The organism is Halanaerobium sp. DL-01 (assembly GCF_003338615.1).
Classification (GTDB): domain Bacteria; phylum Bacillota; class Halanaerobiia; order Halanaerobiales; family Halanaerobiaceae; genus QPJE01.
In genome coordinates, this window is record NZ_QPJN01000003.1 from 18,926 (window position 1) to 37,742 (window position 18,817).

General features: G+C 34.0%; 14 protein-coding genes and 1 pseudogene. 10 read left to right on the forward strand and 5 right to left on the reverse strand.

The window, feature by feature from the left end:
- The first annotated feature begins 107 nt into the window (after nucleotides 1–107).
- The 3 genes from DER71_RS01795 to DER71_RS01805 all read left to right on the forward strand — a co-directional run bounded on the left by DER71_RS01795 (nucleotide 108) and on the right by DER71_RS01805 (nucleotide 3,060).
- Complete coding sequence (locus tag DER71_RS01795) at nucleotides 108–1,016, forward strand: GDP-mannose 4,6-dehydratase (RefSeq protein ID WP_114457355.1); 909 nt, start codon at nucleotides 108–110, stop codon at nucleotides 1,014–1,016.
- Nucleotides 1,017–1,159: 143 nt separating this feature from the next.
- On the forward strand, nucleotides 1,160–2,518 hold the full coding sequence (locus DER71_RS01800; protein ID WP_114457356.1) for a mechanosensitive ion channel family protein: 1,359 nt from the start codon (nucleotides 1,160–1,162) through the stop codon (nucleotides 2,516–2,518).
- Nucleotides 2,515–3,060 (forward strand): DJ-1 family glyoxalase III, encoded by a 546-nt coding sequence (locus tag DER71_RS01805; protein WP_114474225.1) that lies wholly within the window; start codon nucleotides 2,515–2,517, stop codon nucleotides 3,058–3,060. The genes DER71_RS01800 and DER71_RS01805 overlap by 4 nt, the downstream gene beginning before the upstream one ends.
- 109 nt (nucleotides 3,061–3,169) lie before the next feature.
- Here DER71_RS01805 and glgP read toward each other — a convergent pair whose 3' ends face one another.
- A complete protein-coding gene (gene glgP, locus DER71_RS01810; protein ID WP_114457358.1) occupies nucleotides 3,170–4,777 on the reverse strand; it encodes an alpha-glucan family phosphorylase in 1,608 nt (535 codons plus the stop codon).
- Between the two features lie 369 nt (nucleotides 4,778–5,146).
- Nucleotides 5,147–6,013 (reverse strand): glycosyltransferase, encoded by an 867-nt coding sequence (locus DER71_RS01815; RefSeq protein WP_114457359.1) that lies wholly within the window; start codon nucleotides 6,011–6,013, stop codon nucleotides 5,147–5,149.
- 445 nt (nucleotides 6,014–6,458) lie between these two features.
- Between DER71_RS01815 and pulA the strand changes: the two genes are divergently transcribed.
- On the forward strand, nucleotides 6,459–8,378 hold the full coding sequence (gene pulA, locus DER71_RS01820; protein WP_233487359.1) for a type I pullulanase: 1,920 nt from the start codon (nucleotides 6,459–6,461) through the stop codon (nucleotides 8,376–8,378).
- Nucleotide 8,379: 1 nt separating this feature from the next.
- Here the strand turns inward: pulA and glgD are convergent, their stop codons facing one another.
- From glgD to glgB, 3 genes are read right to left on the reverse strand one after another with little or no spacing between them, the layout of a single operon-like run.
- Complete coding sequence (glgD, locus tag DER71_RS01825) at nucleotides 8,380–9,534, reverse strand: glucose-1-phosphate adenylyltransferase subunit GlgD (RefSeq protein ID WP_199505541.1); 1,155 nt, start codon at nucleotides 9,532–9,534, stop codon at nucleotides 8,380–8,382.
- On the reverse strand, nucleotides 9,531–10,712 hold the full coding sequence (locus DER71_RS01830) for a glucose-1-phosphate adenylyltransferase (RefSeq protein ID WP_114457360.1): 1,182 nt from the start codon (nucleotides 10,710–10,712) through the stop codon (nucleotides 9,531–9,533). The genes glgD and DER71_RS01830 overlap by 4 nt, the downstream gene beginning before the upstream one ends.
- 60 nt (nucleotides 10,713–10,772) lie before the next feature.
- Nucleotides 10,773–12,668, reverse strand: a complete 1,896-nt coding sequence (gene glgB, locus DER71_RS01835; protein ID WP_114457361.1) for a 1,4-alpha-glucan branching protein GlgB — start codon at nucleotides 12,666–12,668, stop codon at nucleotides 10,773–10,775.
- A gap of 331 nt (nucleotides 12,669–12,999) precedes the next feature.
- On the opposite strand from glgB, the gene glgA reads away from it, so the two are divergent.
- The 6 genes and pseudogenes from glgA to DER71_RS01865 form a co-directional block, all read left to right on the forward strand.
- The gene (glgA, locus tag DER71_RS01840; RefSeq protein WP_114457362.1) at nucleotides 13,000–15,024 is read left to right on the forward strand and encodes a glycogen synthase GlgA; all 2,025 of its coding nucleotides are present in this window, start codon (nucleotides 13,000–13,002) and stop codon (nucleotides 15,022–15,024) included.
- A gap of 218 nt (nucleotides 15,025–15,242) precedes the next feature.
- Complete coding sequence (locus DER71_RS01845) at nucleotides 15,243–16,466, forward strand: fucose isomerase (RefSeq protein WP_114457363.1); 1,224 nt, start codon at nucleotides 15,243–15,245, stop codon at nucleotides 16,464–16,466.
- A gap of 35 nt (nucleotides 16,467–16,501) precedes the next feature.
- The gene (locus DER71_RS01850) at nucleotides 16,502–17,251 is read left to right on the forward strand and encodes an ABC transporter ATP-binding protein (protein WP_114457364.1); all 750 of its coding nucleotides are present in this window, start codon (nucleotides 16,502–16,504) and stop codon (nucleotides 17,249–17,251) included.
- Nucleotides 17,251–18,189, forward strand: a complete 939-nt coding sequence (locus tag DER71_RS01855) for a SufD family Fe-S cluster assembly protein (protein WP_114457365.1) — start codon at nucleotides 17,251–17,253, stop codon at nucleotides 18,187–18,189. Before DER71_RS01850 ends, DER71_RS01855 begins: the two co-directional genes overlap by 1 nt.
- Before the next feature lie 24 nt (nucleotides 18,190–18,213).
- A complete protein-coding gene (locus DER71_RS12145; RefSeq protein ID WP_114474226.1) occupies nucleotides 18,214–18,549 on the forward strand; it encodes a SufD family Fe-S cluster assembly protein in 336 nt (111 codons plus the stop codon).
- A gap of 24 nt (nucleotides 18,550–18,573) precedes the next feature.
- A pseudogene (locus DER71_RS01865) lies at nucleotides 18,574–18,817 on the forward strand (hypothetical protein); the annotation flags it as partial.

Here is an 18,817-nt window from a genome sequence, read left to right on the forward strand (position 1 = left end):
AAAAGGAAAAAGCATCTGATGCTAGAAGTATATATTTAAGATAAATATATGCACAGAAGTTTTATAAAAAATACTGTGCTGGAGAGATGATATTGAGGTGGGAAATAATGGATAATATTCTTATAACAGGAGGAGCAGGTTTTATTGCTTCACATATTACGGATTTATTAATTGATAATGGATATAATGTAACAATACTTGATAATTTAAGCAGTGGAAAAAAAAGTAATATAAATTTAAAAGCTAATTTTATTAAAATCGATTTAAATGATAATCTTGAATCTGTTTTTAAAAACAGCAGTTTTGATTGTATAATTCATCATGCTGCTCAAATAGATGTACAGACTTCAATTGAAGATCCTTTTTATGATGCAAAAAATAATATTTTGGGAACTATAAATCTTCTGCAGATGGCCAAAAAATTTGCTGTAAATAAATTCATATATGCCTCTTCAGCTGCAGTATATGGAGAACCAGAATATCTTCCTATAGATGAAAAGCATCCTATAAACCCTGATTCACCATATGGGATATCCAAACATACACCAGAGCATTATATTATTAATTTCAGCAGACTTTATAATTTTCAGTATAGTATTTTAAGATATGCAAATGTTTATGGCCCAAGACAGGGAGCTGCTGGAGAGGGTGGAGTAATTGCTATTTTTGCTGACAGGATGTCACATAATAAAAAGCCTATTATCTATGGGGATGGAGAACAGACTCGTGATTTTATATATGTTAAAGATATTGCCAGAGCAAATCTATCAGCTTTAAAGTCAGACTGCAGTGGTATATTTAATATTAGTACAGAAAAGGAGATATCAATTAATAAAACTGCTGCTTTATTTAATAAAATATTAAATAAAGATTTAGAACCAGAATACAGACTGGAGCGCCCTGGAGATATTAAACAGAGTTATTTGAGCAGCAAAAAAGCATCTAAAAAATTAAACTGGTATCCAGAAACATCTTTTTCAGAAGGGATAGAAGAAACAATTAGTTTTTATCTTTAAATGTACCAGAATATAATTAGACAGCTGAAAAATTTTAGCCTTTTTATTAAAAATGTTGCAAGAAAACTCCTTTTAAATCTACACTTTAATTTAGCGGGAGAGGTTCACTTTAACTATAAATAAGATTGGATTGGATGATAATTATGTTAAATACACAACAGATCAGCAAATATTACAATCTGATTATTGACTGGATATATAATAATTTATTTGTTTTCTCTAATTTAATCGAACTGGCAGTTTTATTATTACTCAGTTCTGCTGCCTATTTTTTGAGTAAGATTTTGCGCAGGTATTTAGAATCTTTAGTAAATAAAATTAAGCCCCTAAGCAGTGTAAAAACAGAATGGATTTTTAATAAACTATCATATCCATTTACCTTAATGTTTCTTATTGGATTTTATTACATTATTACACTTGTTTTTTCATTGCCAAATTTATTTATTAGTATTGCAGGAAATCTTATCACCGCCTGGGTAATTATTAAATTTATTTCCATATTCCTGCCAAGAAAACATGAGTATAAAATATTATCAGTTTTAATCTGGGCTGTAGCAGCTTTAAAGATATTAAATATTTATGATGAAACAATATCCTTTTTAGACAGCCTTTCTTTCAGCAGTGGTAATCTGCGCATTTCATTACTGCTTATTCTTAAAGGTATAATTATTTTTACCATTCTTTTCTGGGCTGCAGGGAAGATAAGTACACTTGTTACAATGAGAGTTGATAAGACTGATGGACTAACACCTTCTGTAAAAGTTTTATTGAATAAAATTGCTAAATTTTTGATTTTCACAGCAGCAGTTTTGTTCACTTTGAGCAGTATTGGAATTGATTTAAGTGCATTTGCATTTTTAGGTGGTGCAATAGGAGTTGGGATTGGTTTTGGACTGCAAAAAATAGTTTCTAATTTTATCAGCGGTATCATTATCCTGCTCGATAAATCTATTAAGCCTGGTGATGTTGTAGAAATAAGTGATGTATATGGATGGGTAAAAAAGCTTGACACAAGATTTGTCTCTATCGTAACTAGAGCGGGAAAAGAATATTTAATTCCAAATGAAGATTTTATTACAAAAGAAGTTATTAACTGGTCTTATAGTGATGAGCTGGTTAGAGTAGATGCTCCTGTGGGTGTTTCATATGATAGTGATCTCCGACTTGTAGAAAAATTAATACTTGAAGCCACTCAGGATAAAGATAGAATCCTTAATAATCCTGAACCTGTGTGTTTATTAAAAGATTTTGGTGATAGTTCAGTTAATTTTGAAATAAGGTTTTGGATAAATGATCCCAGAAATGGTATTCAAAATATACGCAGTAAGATTCTTTTTTCCATCTGGGATAAGTTCAAAGAAAATAATATTGAAATTCCATTTCCACAGAGGGATTATCATCTCAAATCTCTGCCGGAAGATTTTTTAGACAAATTTTCTACTAATCAGTTAGATAAGTCAACTGCTGGGATTGATTCTTTAAATGAGGGGGAAGAAAAATGAAAATGGTAATTATTCCACTGGCAGAAGGTTTTGAAGAAATAGAGGCTGTGACAAGTATTGATATTCTAAGAAGGGCAGGAATTGAAGTTATTACTGCTGGTTTGGATGTAGATACTGTTATTGGTGCACATAACCTAGAAATAACCACAGATAGTAAGTTAAAAGATGTACTTGATTATAATTTTGATGCTGTGGTTCTTCCAGGAGGTATGCCTGGTGCGGCCAACTTGAGAGAAAGCTCTGAACTGCTGAATTTGATTAAAAATATCAATGCAAAAAAAGGGCTGATAGCAGCTATCTGTGCTGCACCTATCGTACTTGAAGCTGCAGGAGTATTGAAGGATAGAGAAGCGACAAGTTACCCGGGATATGATTCGGAAATGGAATCTGCTAATTACAGTGAAGAAAGAGTTGTTGTGGATAGAAATTTAATTACTGCCAGAGGAGCAGGTGCTGCAGCTGAATTTGCTCTTGAGATAGTTAAATATTTAGTAGGTGAAGATGAAGCTTTTAGTCTTAAAGAAGCCATGTTTATTGAGTGAGCTTAAAAAGCTCACTTTTTTGTTTGATCTGCTGACAAGGCTTTAAGCAGATATTTATAAAGGGCCAGCTGAAAAGCTGACCCTACCCTATTTTTTATATTTTATCAAATTAGTTGTACATTTCTTCATAATATCTTTTCAGCATTCTTTCAGCAGAAAATCTTTCATAAGTGGAATGTATACTCTCGTAAAGCATCTCCTGCCAGCGCTGTTTATTGTTATAATAAACATCAACTACTTCGTTAAATAAGATGCGGTGCAGAGCATAAAGATCACTTTCATCCTGACCATCTCCCATATAACCATCTCCAAACTGCCAGCCGTTAATCCCATGTTCACAGCCTTCAACCCACCAACCATCTAAAATGCTCAGATTTAGGACTCCATTCATAGCTGCTTTCATACCTGAGGTTCCACTTGCTTCCAGTGGTTTGCGGGGATTATTCAGCCAGACATCACAACCACGGGTTAGATAATGAGCTATTTCCATGTCGTAATCTTCTAAAAAGACAACACTGTTTGGAAATTCTCTCGATTTTTTAACAATATCTGCAATTATATCTTTTCCCTTATCATCCATTGGGTGAGCTTTTCCGGAAAAAATAAGCTGTATTTTTCCTTCTTCAAGATAAGGATCAATAACCTCAGGTTTACTAAAAATGAGATTTGGTCTTTTATAGGGTGCAGCCCGTCTTGCAAAACCTATTAATAAGTTTTCTGAATTAAGTTCTGCGCCTGTTTTCTTAAAAACAAAATTAATCAGTTCTTTTTTCATTTCCTGATGAACTGAAGCGAGTTTTTGTCGATTATTAATATTTTCTTTAATCCTATTATCGACCCATGTCCCGCGGTGAATACCATTTGTTATTGAGATAATATCTGATTTTCCTTTTACATTACTCCACATGGCCCTGGATGTTTGACCGTGCAATTTTGAAACACCATTTGAAATTTTTGCCAGTCTCAAACCAGCAACAGTCATGCTGAAGGGGCTGTCACCTATTGCCTTCATTTGTTCCCTGTTTAACCCATTAAAAGCACTCATTTTTTTGAGGCTGTCAAGGCTGTGTGTTTCATTACCTTCTTTAACAGGGGTATGGGTGGTAAATACAATATTTTCTTTTATTTCTTCCCATGCTTTTTTAAAATCCTTACCTGAATCCATCTTTTCTCTAATAAGTTCTGTACCTGCCAGTACAGCATGGCCTTCATTAAAATGATAAATATCAATATTTAGACCAAGTTTTCGGATAGCTCTTACACCACCAATACCCAGAATGATTTCCTGAGCAATTCTTTTATCATTAAAGCCACCATAAAGATGGTCAGTTATAGTCTGATATTTTCTGTTTTCAGGTAAATTTGCATCAAGCAGATAGAGACTGGCATTATTATATTTATCCAGCTTCCATATTTTTAATTTTACTTCCTGATCCCTTATTGTTACAGTTACCGTTTCTCCAGTATCAACAGCATGTTCGTAGATCTCTTCATTTACGGGGTAATGGTCAAAAGGCCTTCCATCCTGACCTATCAGTTGTTTAGTATAACCTTTGCGCCAGAGTATTCCGATTCCAGTAATTGGATACCCGTATTCTTTAGCTGCTTTTAAAATATCACCTGCTAAAATACCGAGTCCACCTGCATAAATTCTCATTTCTTTGTCCAGTCCGTATTCCATACAGAAATAAGCTGTATGTGGTTTATTATTGTTCATATATAAAAAATTCACTCCTTATAAGTTTTATTGTTAATATATTGGTTTTAATAACTTCTCATTTTCTTATTATATCATTTATTTTTCAAAAGTCTATATTTTAATTTCCTGGACTTTCCCCATTTTTTATATACTGCTGCAAAAAGGGGAGATGCAGGAATATTGAAATTTTTAGTCAATGAATCTTAACGAAATGAAGGAAGAAATAGGGTTGAACTACAGGATGGAGTGAGCTAATCATGAGTCAGGAGGACTCATTGATTAGTGTGCCCTATTTCACACCCGAATTGAGTTTTAGATAAATCTAAAAATTTCGTTGATGACTAAAGCCCCCTTTTTGCAGCTTGAAAATAAATTTTGGGGAAACTCCTATTTAATTTCTGATTTAAATTGCTCGAGCAGTTTCTTCTCATTATCACTGTCAGGTAAATAAAAGTATGATGGTATTTTTGCATCTTCTATATTCACTCTTTTTGAGGTACCTTTTTTTATAGCATCTAGATAAGCTGAAGCAATTTTATTGAGGGATTTAAGATCATAAATTTTGCTGCTGGATTCTGGAGGTAGTAAAGTAAATTTGCTATTGTCATCAACATCTACAATATCATTATAATATGGATGTGCATATTCTTTAAAGCGTTCCTCTTCACTGCTGACAATAATCTGGCTGCAGTATTTTAAAGCAAGTCTTTCTGCAGTTATACGACAGTGAAAATTGTTAAGCTGAATACCTTCTATAAAACTGTGTTTTTTGGATGCTAATTTGTCAATTTCCTGTGCAGCAAGAGAGTGAGCAGTAAATGAGAAAGGGGTGTTCATTTTTTCTTTTAACAGGACTCCGGCAAGTCCACCATCAGCGTAATGTGATGTAAAAAAATCTGGAAAACTTCCTTCTTCATCATAAAATTCCGAAATACAGTCTGCATATTCCTTAATATGCGGCCATAATTTTTCTTTGGGAAGAAATTTGCTGCCGCCAAAAGTGAGCCTTATTATTCTTAAATTACTGCAGTCTGAATATGAGTCATAGAGCTGAGAAAAATCTGGCCAGTTAGGGTCATTTATTTTTCTTGTAATAATATCGACATTTATTCCCATTTCTGCCAGAGCTCGGGCAATTTCTTTAACATAAACCAGCTGACCATTAAAATCAGGATGCTCTCCCCAGCAGCAGTCGCTGCTGTCAAAATTACCATGAGGATTTAAAAAAGCTACATGTTTGATAATATCTTCCATTTATAAACTCCCCCCTTTCAAATTGAGTAAATATCAGGTTATAATATAATCTTTTTTAATTACAAATCAGAACCGTTCTATTTGCTATTACTTCTACATAAAAGTTAAATAACCTGTTTTTTAGCTATAATTAATAAGTGATTTCCTTATAATAAGGTTTTCCTACAAAAAGGGTATTTGCGTCTCTAACTCATTAAGATTGATTAACGAAAAATGCCTAATGTTCCGCAAATACCATTTTTGTGGACACATGATAATAATTTTCAGTACTAAAAATTTAGAAATTTGAGAAATATTTTAATTTGCAGCTGTAATTTAAAGGAGACGGATAATTAATAGAGAATAATTAATTTAATAGCAGAAGTATTATTTTTAAAAGTTCAGCTTATGGTTTTTGCAAATCAGATAAAATTATTATTTTTCTTGTATTATAGGAGTTGATATTTTGACATATAATGTTTTTGAAGTTGATGAGGATAAAATGTTTTATTCTGGTGATGATCTGGGATTTACTTTTGATAAAGAAAATATAAATTATAGGATCTGGTCTCCACCTGCAGAGAAAGTATATATTGATATTTACTCTGATGACAGAGCTGAAGATAAAGTAGCTGAATATAAGCTGGAGCAGTCGATTAATGGTACCTGGCAGGTAAAACTTACTGCAGATATAAAAGGTAATTATTATAAAATAAGGTTAAAAAAAGAGTCAATAGAAACAAGTTTTGTCGATCCATGGGTAAAAGCTGTTGGAACCAACAGTCGGTGTGGACTGATTGTAGATCCTTCTGAAGTATTTCCACCTACCTGGTCGTATGACAAAAAAGTTGAGCTAAATAGTCCTGTTGATGCGGTTATATATGAGCTGCATGTCAAAGATTTTTCTATTTCTAAAGAAAGTGGTATCAGGCATAAGGGAAAATACACTGCTTTTACAGAGAGGCACACAACAAACAGAGAAGGTCTGCTCAGCGGCCTGGCTCATCTTAAAGAGCTGGGAATTACTCATGTTCATTTATTACCTGTATTTGATTTTGCCACAGCAGATGACATGGATATTAACAGTTATAATTGGGGATATGATCCGCTCTTTTATATGGTTCCAGAAGGATCCTATGCTTCCAATCCAGCTAATGAAAGCAGAATATATGAATTTAAAAAAATGGTTAAAGTGCTGCATTCACATGATATTGGTGTAATTATGGATGTTGTTTATAACCACACATATCAAACAGAAAGTTCTCCCTTCGAGATACTGTTTCCAGATTATTTTTATCGTTTTGATAGACTTGGAAAATTTGCTAATGCATCTGGAGTTGGAAATGAAATTGCCAGTGAAAGACCTATGATGAGAAAATATATAATAGATTCTCTTTTATACTGGAGCAGAGAATATCATATTGATGGCTTTAGATTTGATTTGATGAGTGCAGTTGATAAAAAAACTATTCTTCAGGCAGCCGAAAGATTAAAAAAAGAAAATGATTCAATTATAATTTATGGTGAACCCTGGACTGCACTGCCACCTCAGCTTGAAAAACATCAGATTTTTAAAAAAGGAAGTCAGAAAGGAACAGATATTGCAGTATTTAATGATAATTTTCGCAATACAATAAAAGGAGATAATGATGGCCAGAAAAAAGGATTTATTCAGGGGAAAACAGATTTAGAGAAAGAAATATATGAGGGTGTAATTGGTTCTGTCGGATTTCCAGAAAGAAGTCTGTATGGATTTACACAAAAAGCATCAGAAACTATCAATTATGCTGACTCACATGATAATTTAACTCTTTGGGACAAATTAGCATTTTCCTGTCCGGGTGCAGATGAAAAAACAAGAAGAAAAATGCACAGGCTGGCTATGGCTGTGTTATTTACTTCTCAGGGAGTTCCCTTTATTCAGGCGGGAACAGAATTTTTGAGGACAAAATTTGGTGATAAAAACAGTTATAATTCTGGTATATTTGTAAATCAGTTAAAGTGGGAGCGAAAAACAACCTATAATGAGCATTTTAATTATATCAAAGGACTGATAAATCTGCGCAGCCACCATCCAGCCTTTAGAATGATAAACAAAGAGGAGATAAGGAAGAAAATTAAGTTTATACAATCTCCGGTTAATACTGTTGGATTTTATATTGATAACCATGCCAATGGAGATGGTTGGGAAAAAGTAGCTGTTTTTTATAATCCTAATCATAAGTGGACTCAGTTTAATTTACCACAGAAAAGGACATGGGCTATTGTAGTTGATGATAAGGAAGCAGGTACAGAACCGATAAGGATTTTCTACTCAGATGAAGTACAGGTTCCACCCCTAAGTGCAATGGTTATATATTCAGCCGCATTGCTGACAGGATGCTGAATTAAACTATAGAATTTTTTTCTAATATAACTGGATAGTTGGTGTCCCCTTTTAGTTCTTTATCGGCTGTAATAGTTACTCCTTTATCTAAAATTACATTTTCCAATTTTGCACCAGGGCCAATTTCTGATTTCTGCATTATTATTGAATTTTTTATAAAAGAATCTGGATGAATTTTAACTCCTCTAAATAGAATGCTGTTTCTGACCTCACCTTCAATAATGCAGCCATTTGCGGCCAAAATATTTCTGGCTATTGAACTTTCCTTATATTCACTTGGCGCTTCATCTTTAGGTTTAGTAAAAATAGAGCCATTTTTTAGAAATAATTCCTGCCAGACATCAGGTTTTAAAAGTTCTAAATTACTTTTATAATAACCATTTATTGAATTAATAACTGATGCATAAGAGTGAAAAGGATATCCATATACCTTTAAATTTTTAATATTACCTATAATGGCATTTTTGACGAAATCCCATTCTCCTTTTGATATACAGTTATCAATTATTTCGAGCAGAAGATCTTTTTTTATTATATATCTCTGCAGTGAAATTTTTTTGTAAAAATTTTTATCCGGGTTTACTTTCATATCTATAATCCTGTCATTATCATCTGTATTTATCACAGTGTAGGAAGTATCCCGGCGAAAAACATCCATTTCTTTATAAATAATTGTTATATCATTTTCATTTTCTATATGGTATTGAAAAGCATCACGATAGTCTATATTACAGACAATATTGGGGCTTGTTATTATAACATATTCCTGTGTACTCCGCTTTATATAGTCTATATTGCTGGAAAAATTCTGCAGATCTCCTTTGTAAGCTCTATTGTTTTGATAAATATGTGCGGGGGGAAGAATAAAGAGACCATTTCTTTTCCTGTCTAAATCCCATGCTTTTCCAAAACCTATGTGATCCATTAGTGACCGATATTTACTTTCCAGCAGAATTCCCACATTTGTTATGCCAGAGTTAACCATATTAGAAAGAGGAAAATCTATCAGTCTGTAGCGGGATCCGTATGGAACTGAAGCAAGAGACCTGTGATTTGTTAGTTTTTCCAGAAAAGTTTCATTGAGTGCATTATTAATTATACCCATTACATTGCTCATATAAGGTCCACTTTTGCTGTAAACTGGTGTCATCATCATTTTCCCACCACCGTTCCGGATTTTATACTGGAATTTTTCTTTACAGTTTCCTCATCTCCAACTACAGTTATCTTTAATTCTTCTGTTTGATTATCAGCACCTATTTTGGAATTTGCTTCTACTGTAACATTTCTGCCAATAATGGAGTTTTTGATATGACTGCCTTTCCCAATCCGGCTGTTAGGAAGAATTACAGAGTTTTCTATAATTACATCTCTTTCAACCAGAACTCCGAAAAACAGAACTGAATTTTTTATTTTTCCTAAAACCTGTGTGCCTTTATTTATTAATGAGTGGTCTACCTCTGCAGTTTCTGCTATATATTGTGGAGGTTTGTTTGGGTTAACCGAATATATAATCCAGTTTCTGTCGTGCAGATTAAGTTCAGGTGAGTCACCAAGAAGATCCATATGAGCTCTCCAGTAACTTTTAATTGTACCAACATCCTTCCAATAATCTGTAAATTTATATGCATAAATCTGTAGATCATTATTAATCATAGCAGGAATAATGTCTTTTCCAAAATCTCCATCAGAATCGTCATTTTCTGCATCTTTTAAAAGATATTTTTTTAGTGTTTCCCATTTAAAAATATAGATTCCCATTGAAGCCAGATTGTTTTTGGGATTTTCTGGTTTTTCCTGGAATTCAAATATTCGCTGTGAATTATCTGTATTCATTATCCCAAATCGATTGGCATCTTCTAAAGGAACTTCCAGAACCCCTATAGTAGCTTCTGCATTTTTTTCTTTATGATAATCCAGCATCAGAGAATAATCCATTTTGTATATATGATCACCGGAAAGTATAAGAACATATTCGGGATCATTTATATCTATAAACTCAATATTTTGATAGATTGCATCAGCTGTTCCTCTATACCAGGAGCCACCAGTTTCTTTTACATATGGGGGAAGAACAGTAACTCCACCTCTGTTTAGATCAAGATCCCAGGACCTTCCATTACCTATATAAGAATTGAGCACTAAAGGTTTGTACTGTGTGAGTACTCCAACTGTATCAATACCAGAGTTTGAACAGTTACTTAAAGGGAAATCGATTAATCTGTATTCTCCGCCAAATGGAACAGCGGGTTTGGCTATATTTTTTGTCAGTACTCCTAACCTGCTTCCTTTTCCTCCTGCCAGAATCATTGCTAGAAGTTCCGGGTTTGCCATAGCTTTACCTCCTTTTATAGCTCTTAACTATTATTTAACTTTAACTATCGCTGCTTACTTCTATTTTGGCTTATATTTAAAATATAAGCCAGCAAGTGGAGGCAGATTAATGTCCAGAGAATAATCAAATCCGTGGGAATTCTTTTTTTTGGCTTTGACTCTGGCAGAAGTTTCATAATCTGAACCTCCAAAAGCTTTTTGATCACTATTTAATATAAGTTCATATTCACCTGGCCTGGGAACTCCAATACGATAATTATCTCTGGGAACAGGTGTAAAATTACATATCACAATTATCTGCTGTTTTTCATTTTCTGACTTGCGTATATAACTTATAACACTTTGTTTATAATCATCTGCTTCAATCCACTGGAATCCATCCTGTTCATGATCCAATTCCCATAGGGATTTTTCTTTTTTATATAGATTGTTTAACTCCTGTACAAAACTTTTAATTTCTCTGTGTTTATCATAATCCAGTAGAAACCAATCCAGTTCATTTTTGAAGTTCCATTCAACAAATTGACCAAACTCGCCCCCCATAAATAAAAGATTTTTTCCGGGGTGGGAGTACATATAGGTGTATAACAGCCTTAAATTAGCAAATTTCTGCCAGTAGTCTCCAGGCATTTTATCAAGAAGGGATTTTTTCCCATGAACAACCTCATCATGAGAAAGAGGGAGAATATAATTTTCGCTATTTGTGTACATAATAGAAAAGGTCAAATTGTTGTGGCTCCATTTGCGGTATAGAGGAGGTTTTTCCATATAATCCAGTGTGTCATTCATCCAGCCCATATTCCATTTATAATTAAAACCAAGTCCACCATCGTGAACAGGAGCTGTTACCAGAGGCCAGGCACTTGACTCTTCAGCAATCATTAAAATACCGGGATAGCGGTTAAACATCTCTCTGTTTAATTCTTTAATAAATTCTATTGCATTTAAGTTTTCAAATCCACCATATTTGTTTGCTGCCCACTGGCCATCTTCCTTTTCATAGTTGAGATACAGCATATTACTTACAGCATCAACCCGCAGACCATCAATATGATAGGTGTTAAACCAGAAATCGGCGCTTGAAATTAGAAAACTCCAGACTTCATTTTGAGCAAAGTCAAAATTTAGTGTGTCCCACTGTATATTTTCAGCTCTTCTGGGATCACTGCTTTCAAATAGGTGTGTGCCATCAAAGAGGCGCAGACCGTGATCATCTTTACAAAAATGGCTGGGTACCCAGTCCATTATAACGGCCAGATTGTTTTTGTGGCATTTGTTTACAAAATACATAAAGTCTTCTGGCTTTCCATAACGGGATGTCAGTGCAAAGTAACCTGTAGTTTGATACCCCCATGAGCCAGGATAGGGATATTCTGTTAAAGGCATTAATTCAATATGAGTAAATCCCATATTTTTTACGTAAGAAATAAGTTCATCAGCTATTTCTCGGTAGTTCATAAGTTCACCATCTTTTTTCTTCCATGATCCCAGATGAACTTCATAAATAGAAATAGGCTGTTTTAACGGGTTTTTTTCTTTTCGCTGCTGAAGCCATTTATTATCATTCCAGCCGAAATTATCTAATTTATAAATTTGTGAAGCTGTGCCGGGACTTTTTTCCTGTCTTAGAGCATAGGGATCTGCTTTAATTCTTTTTAGACCTCTGTAACCTCTAATCCAGTATTTATATAACATCCCAATTTTAGCTTCTTCTACAAAACCTGTCCATATTCCGGAATCTGTCAATTTATTGAGGGGATTTTTTCTTTTATCCCAGCTGTTAAAATCACCGATTACATTAACTTTTTCTGCAGATGGAGCCCAGACAGAAAAACGAACCCCATGTTTTCCATTTTCTTTAACAGGATGTGCACCTAAAAATCTATATGATTCATAATGTCTTCCCTGATGAAAAAGATAGCGATCATAATCACCTGGATATTTTTCTGAATTCATATATCTCCTCCTTTCAATAATTTCTATACAATAATTTCTATAACAATTCAAAAATTTTTAAACATTATATAATACTAATACCTTATTATACTATTTCTCTATTTTGAGAATTTTTCCTTTATTTTATCTAAATAAGCCGAGAAGAATACATACAAATATTTTTGTAAAATAGATAGATTTGATGTGTATTTTTATTTTTTATTATTTTGTTGACATTATTTATAAGGTTTAATAAACTAATAGTATAAGGAAACAGAAAAAAATAATTTTTGGATAGATTTATTTAAATAGATCAATAGTTTTGTTTTACCTTTATACTGGAGGTGTAAAAATGGGTAAAAAATTAAAGATTTTATTTGCAGCCTCTGAAGCCGATCCATTTGTTAAAACTGGTGGTTTAGCAGATGTTGCCGGTTCTCTTCCCCAGGCTATTAAAAAGCAGGGACATGACATGCGATTGGTAATACCAGAATACAGACAGATACCAGCTGAATATAAAGAAAAAATGGAACCAGTCTGTCATTTTCGCACTAAACTTGCCTGGAGAGATACATATGTGGGAATAAATAAATTAGAATATGATGGAATTACCGTTTATTTTGTTGATAATAAATATTATTTTGATCGTGATTCACTATACGAAAATGAAGACAATTTTGAACAATTTGCATTTTTTTCTCAGGCTGTTCTGGATATGCTGCCTGTAATTGATTTCAAGCCCGATATAATACATGCCAATGACTGGCAGACAGGCCCACTGCCGCTTCTTTTTGCAGATAGATACAGGCAGCAGGATTTTTACAGTGATATAAAGACGGTATTTACTATTCATAATTTGCGCTATCAGGGCGAGTTTGGTAGAGAACTTACTTCAGATCTTCTTTCTCTACCGCCACATCACTGGTATAGTGGTAATATCCGCCATAATGGTTTGTTAAATTATATGAAATCGGGTATAATGTATGCTGATCATATAACAACTGTAAGTAAAACTTATGCTGAAGAAATTAGAACAGAATATTTTGGTGAAGGACTGGATTATGCTTTAAGGCTGAGGGCAGATGATTTGAGTGGAATTATTAATGGAATAAGCTATGAAAAATTTAATCCTGAAGCAGATTCTGAAATATATGTTAATTACAGCAGTAGTGATATTTCTGGAAAAGATGAGAATAAAAACCGGCTTCAGCAAGAAATGGGGCTGGAAGTGAATGCAGATATACCAATTATTTCCATAATTTCTAGACTTGTAGATCAGAAGGGACTTGATCTTGTTAAAGGTGTATTTCAGGAGCTAATGGATTTAAATATTCAGATGATTATTCTTGGAACCGGAGATAAAAAATACGAAGACTTTTTTCATTCACAGTCTGAAAGATATGCCGGAAAACTTGCAGTGAATATATTTTATGATTCTGAACTTGCAAAAAAAATATATGCAGGTAGTGATATATTCTTGATGCCATCAAAATATGAGCCATGTGGTTTAAGTCAGCTGATAAGTTTTCGTTATGGTACTATTCCCATTGTTAGAGAAACCGGTGGTTTAAATGATACAGTTGATTCTTACAGTGAAGAAACCGGTGAAGGCACAGGTTTTAGCTTTAACAATTACAATGCTCATGATATGTTATATACTGTACAGAGGGCTGTGTCATTCTATCATAGAACGGATATCTGGCACAAATTAATAAGGAGGGTTATGGATATGAATTACAGTTGGGAACATTCTGCTGAAGAGTATGATGACCTCTATGCTGAGCTGTCCAGTGGGAATGACAGTGAGGAGGAAGAATCCGGTTCTGTGAAAGCTTCTGAGAAAAGTGAAGAAGGTGCTGGAGAATCAGGCATGAAAGAACCTGTTGAAGAAGACTGGTCTGATGAAGAAGAAGCTGCACCTGTTAGAGCTTCCAGGAAAAGTCATGAGAAAAGGGCTGAAACCAGAGAGAATAATAAGAAAAAAGAGATTGAATTTAACAGTGGTGCAGAGGAAGAGTCCGGAATGCGTGAATCTTTTGAACACAAAAAAGAATTGGAAGATGATGAAGCAGCTTTTGTTAAAGCACATGAAGAAAAAGAAGAAGATTTTGATGAAAAAGATGAAGCGGCATTTGTTAAATCAGCAAAAAAAAGTAAGCATAGTAAAAAAGGGAAGAAAAAAGATAAAAAAAAAATAAATATAAATAAAGCCAAAAAAGAAGAGCTAAGACTTCTGCCAGGGATAGGGCCAACATTTGCAGATAGAATAATTGCACATAGAAAAAAAGAAGTATTTACAACAAAGGAAGAAATAATGAATGTTAAAGGTATTGGTCAGAAAACTTATACCCGGATTTCGGATCTGTTAGATTTGTAGCTGTTAATCTATCTAAACTGCCCCTTAGGGCAGTTTTCTTTAATGACCAGGAAATTATACCAGATGGTTTATTATGGATAAAATTTATGGATTTATAATTTCCGACATCAACAAAATTTAACCTTACTGTAATAAAGAAGTCCAAAGGATATTTTGTTCTAAAAGTCCTAAGTTAAAATATCAAGTTGTTTGTTGAGATATTAAGGAGGAGATTATTAATGAAAATAGCTTTAGTATCACTAATTTCTCCAGTTCATAATGAAGAAAAAATAAATTCTTCTTTAGAAGAAATTAGTGAAAAAATTAAAAATTCTTTTGTGGTTGAAGAGGTAAGTTCTGACAGTATTGATGAAAATACTTTTGAAAATTATGATTTTGTTTTAGTATTTGTCAAATCAGGTGGAACTGAAAATATATTTTTGGATTTTTATCAATTTCTTCCCAGACCTATATATCTGCTGAGTACAGAACTTCATAACTCACTTCCTGCTGCAATGGAGATTCTCAGTTTTATAAAAAAGCAGGGAGAAAATGGGAAAATACTGCATGGTGAACCGGAAAATATAATAGATGAGATTAAAAAACTTGCAGAATATAAAAAAATAAGAGACCAAATAGCGGCATCAAAAATGGGTGTTATTGGTTGTCCATCTGATTGGCTAATAGCAAGTGAAATTAATTATGAGCATGCTTCTCATCATTGGGGAACAGATTTTATTGATATTGATTTACATGAAGTAGAACTGCTTTATAATGATGTGGATGATTTGGAAGCTAAAAAAACGGCAAATAAATTCATAAATAAATCTGAAAAAATGGTAGAAAACAGCAGAAATGATGTTTTTTCTGCAGCTAAACTATATCTTGTTTTAAAAAAAATAGTTGATAAATATCAGCTTGATGCACTGACTTTAAGATGCTTTGATCTGGTCGAAAAACTAAATACTACCGGATGTCTGGCCCTTTCAGAGCTAAATAATGAGGATATTACAGCTGGATGTGAAGGTGATATACCGGCACTGTTTACCATGTATTTTTCCAAAATAATAACCGGGAATATACCTTTTATGGCCAATCCAGTAAAAGTTGATAAAAATAATGATGAGGTCATTTTTGCTCACTGTACAGCAGCAACAGATATGACTGAAAAATATATTTTAAGATCCCATTTTGAGACTGGAATGGGAGTCGGTATTCAGGGTATAATAAAAGAAGGCCCTGCAACGGTTCTTAAAATAGGTGGAGAAGGACTTGAACAGTATTTTATAGCAGAAGGAAAAATTACTGAAAATCTCAACAGCCCAGATGCCTGCAGAACACAGATTAAATTACATCTTCCCGGCAGTGCTGATTATCTACTTGCTGATCCGATTGGAAACCACCATATAATTATTCTAGGTCATCATGCAGATAAGATAGAGGAATTTTTAGGACTTGAATAAACTAACATTATAATTTAGAAAGTGAGAGGAACAGTATGTCAAAATTGTTGGAAGTTAAAGATATTCACCTAACTATAGATGAAGCAGAAATTTTAAAAGGAATGGAGTTTTCTATTGAACAGGGTGAGGTTTTTGCTCTGATTGGACCAAATGGATGTGGGAAATCTACACTGGCTTACACCTTAATGGGGATTAATAATTATCAACCTCAAAAAGGAGAGATAGTTTTTAAAGGTAAAAATTTAAATAAAATGAAAATTAATGAAAGAGCAAAACTGGGGCTGACTCTTGCCTGGCAGGAGCCGGCCAGATATCATGGGGTAACTGTGCGAGAATTTTTATCCCTTGGTCTAAAAAGCAGAGGTGAAGATGTATCTGAAAAAAAGATTAGAGATGCTTTAAATCAGGTAGCAATTAGGCCCGGTCAGTATCTGGATCGATTTATTGATAAAACCCTAAGTGGTGGTGAAAGAAAAAGGATAGAACTTGCCTCTCTAATTTTAATGGAGCCGGATCTTGTTATACTGGATGAACCTGATTCTGGAGTGGATGTGGTAGCTTTAAACAATATTGGTGAAGTTATCAATCATTTTCGCGAAAATGGAACTGGAATACTGCTTATCACACATTCTGAAGAAATGCTTCACTATGCAGATAGAGCTGCTTTAGTTTGTGAAGGAGAAATTATCCGTCAGGGGAAACCTGATGCAATAAGTGATTACTTTAAGTCATACTGTCTGCCCTGCCACAAAGAAGTAGAGTGTGATACGGAGGTGGCCAGCTAATGAATGATTATCAGATGATGGTAGATGCCTATAAAGATGCAGGGGGAGAGGATGTTTTTTCTGACAGTGATGTGGCTCATATAGTTTTGGAACGGGATAAAATTCTTGGTCAGCATACTGTTGAAGGTCTTAATGTTCAGGCTGAAAAGACCGCTGAAGATACTGTTAAAGTATTTGTAACAGTTGAAAGTGGTTATAAAATAAAAAATCCAGTCCACATGTGTTTTGGTGTTCTGCCAGAAGAAGGAAGACAGAAAATTGATATGAATGTACATGTAAAAGAAAATGCACATGTTGAGGTTAGAGCAGACTGCATTTTTCCCAATGCTGTTAAAGTAGAGCATATTATGGATGCTGTTATTAATATAGATCCACATGGATCTTACATCTATAAAGAACATCATTTTCATGGGGATAATGGTGGTGTGGAAGTAATTGCCAGATCAGATATAAATGTTAAGTCCGATGGGAAGCTGACAACAAAATTTGATCTTTTGAAAGGAAGGGTTGGGAAAATAGATTTTGATTATGAAGCTGAACTTGCAGATAATGCAGCTGTTGAGATGTTGGCCAGAATAAGTGGTCAGAAAGATGATTTTATCAAAATTCGGGAAGCTGGTCATTTAAACGGAAAAAATTCCAGGGGTGTACTTGATTCTAAAATTGCATTAAAAGATAGTGGTGAGGCAGAAATATATAATGAACTAACAGCAGGAGCAGCTGGAGCAATGGGACATGTTGACTGTACAGAGATTATTAAGGATAAAGCTGTAGCAAGAGCAGTTCCAATTGTAGAAGTTAGTCATCCGGAAGCTAAGGTTACTCATGAAGCAGCTATTGGAAGTGTGGACAGTACACAGCTGCAGACACTGATGGCCAGAGGACTTGACGAAAGGGAAGCATCAGAGATCATTATTCAGGGGCTGCTAAATGATTAATAGTTTTTATGGGGGTGATTAAAGTTGGAAAACATTTTATCTGCAAAAAAAATGATAATTTTTCTGCTGTTTATAATATTGATAACATCATCGTTTTTTTGCAGTGTGCAGGCAGTACAGAAGGTAACCGTTCAGTCACCTCCAATTCCAGCAGCAGTACCATTTTTGTGGATGGAAAAAGAGGATAAACTTAATGGAGTAATTGATTTAGAGTTAAATATTTCTTCAGATCACAGCAGAGGAGTTGCACTACTGGCAAAAAATGAAGTGGACAGTACACAGCTGCAGACACTGATGGCCAGAGGACTTGACGAAAGGGAAGCATCAGAGATCATTATTCAGGGGCTGCTAAATGATTAATAGTTTTTATGGGGGTGATTAAAGTTGGAAAACATTTTATCTGCAAAAAAAATGATAATTTTTCTGCTGTTTATAATATTGATAACATCATCGTTTTTTTGCAGTGTGCAGGCAGTACAGAAGGTAACCGTTCAGTCACCTCCAATTCCAGCAGCAGTACCATTTTTGTGGATGGAAAAAGAGGATAAACTTAATGGAGTAATTGATTTAGAGTTAAATATTTCTTCAGATCACAGCAGAGGAGTTGCACTACTGGCAAAAAATGAAA

Coding starts and splice junctions, on each gene's coding strand:
- DER71_RS01795 (WP_114457355.1), top strand. CDS start 108: ATGGATAATATTCTTATAACAGGAGGAGCAGGTTTTATTGCTTCACAT.
- DER71_RS01800 (WP_114457356.1), top strand. CDS start 1,160: ATGTTAAATACACAACAGATCAGCAAATATTACAATCTGATTATTGAC.
- DER71_RS01805 (WP_114474225.1), top strand. CDS start 2,515: ATGAAAATGGTAATTATTCCACTGGCAGAAGGTTTTGAAGAAATAGAG.
- glgP (WP_114457358.1), bottom strand. CDS start 4,777: ATGAACAATAATAAACCACATACAGCTTATTTCTGTATGGAATACGGA.
- DER71_RS01815 (WP_114457359.1), bottom strand. CDS start 6,013: ATGGAAGATATTATCAAACATGTAGCTTTTTTAAATCCTCATGGTAAT.
- glgD (WP_199505541.1), bottom strand. CDS start 9,534: ATGATGATGACACCAGTTTACAGCAAAAGTGGACCTTATATGAGCAAT.
- DER71_RS01830 (WP_114457360.1), bottom strand. CDS start 10,712: ATGGCAAACCCGGAACTTCTAGCAATGATTCTGGCAGGAGGAAAAGGA.
- glgB (WP_114457361.1), bottom strand. CDS start 12,668: ATGAATTCAGAAAAATATCCAGGTGATTATGATCGCTATCTTTTTCAT.
- glgA (WP_114457362.1), top strand. CDS start 13,000: ATGGGTAAAAAATTAAAGATTTTATTTGCAGCCTCTGAAGCCGATCCA.
- DER71_RS01845 (WP_114457363.1), top strand. CDS start 15,243: ATGAAAATAGCTTTAGTATCACTAATTTCTCCAGTTCATAATGAAGAA.
- DER71_RS01850 (WP_114457364.1), top strand. CDS start 16,502: ATGTCAAAATTGTTGGAAGTTAAAGATATTCACCTAACTATAGATGAA.
- DER71_RS01855 (WP_114457365.1), top strand. CDS start 17,251: ATGAATGATTATCAGATGATGGTAGATGCCTATAAAGATGCAGGGGGA.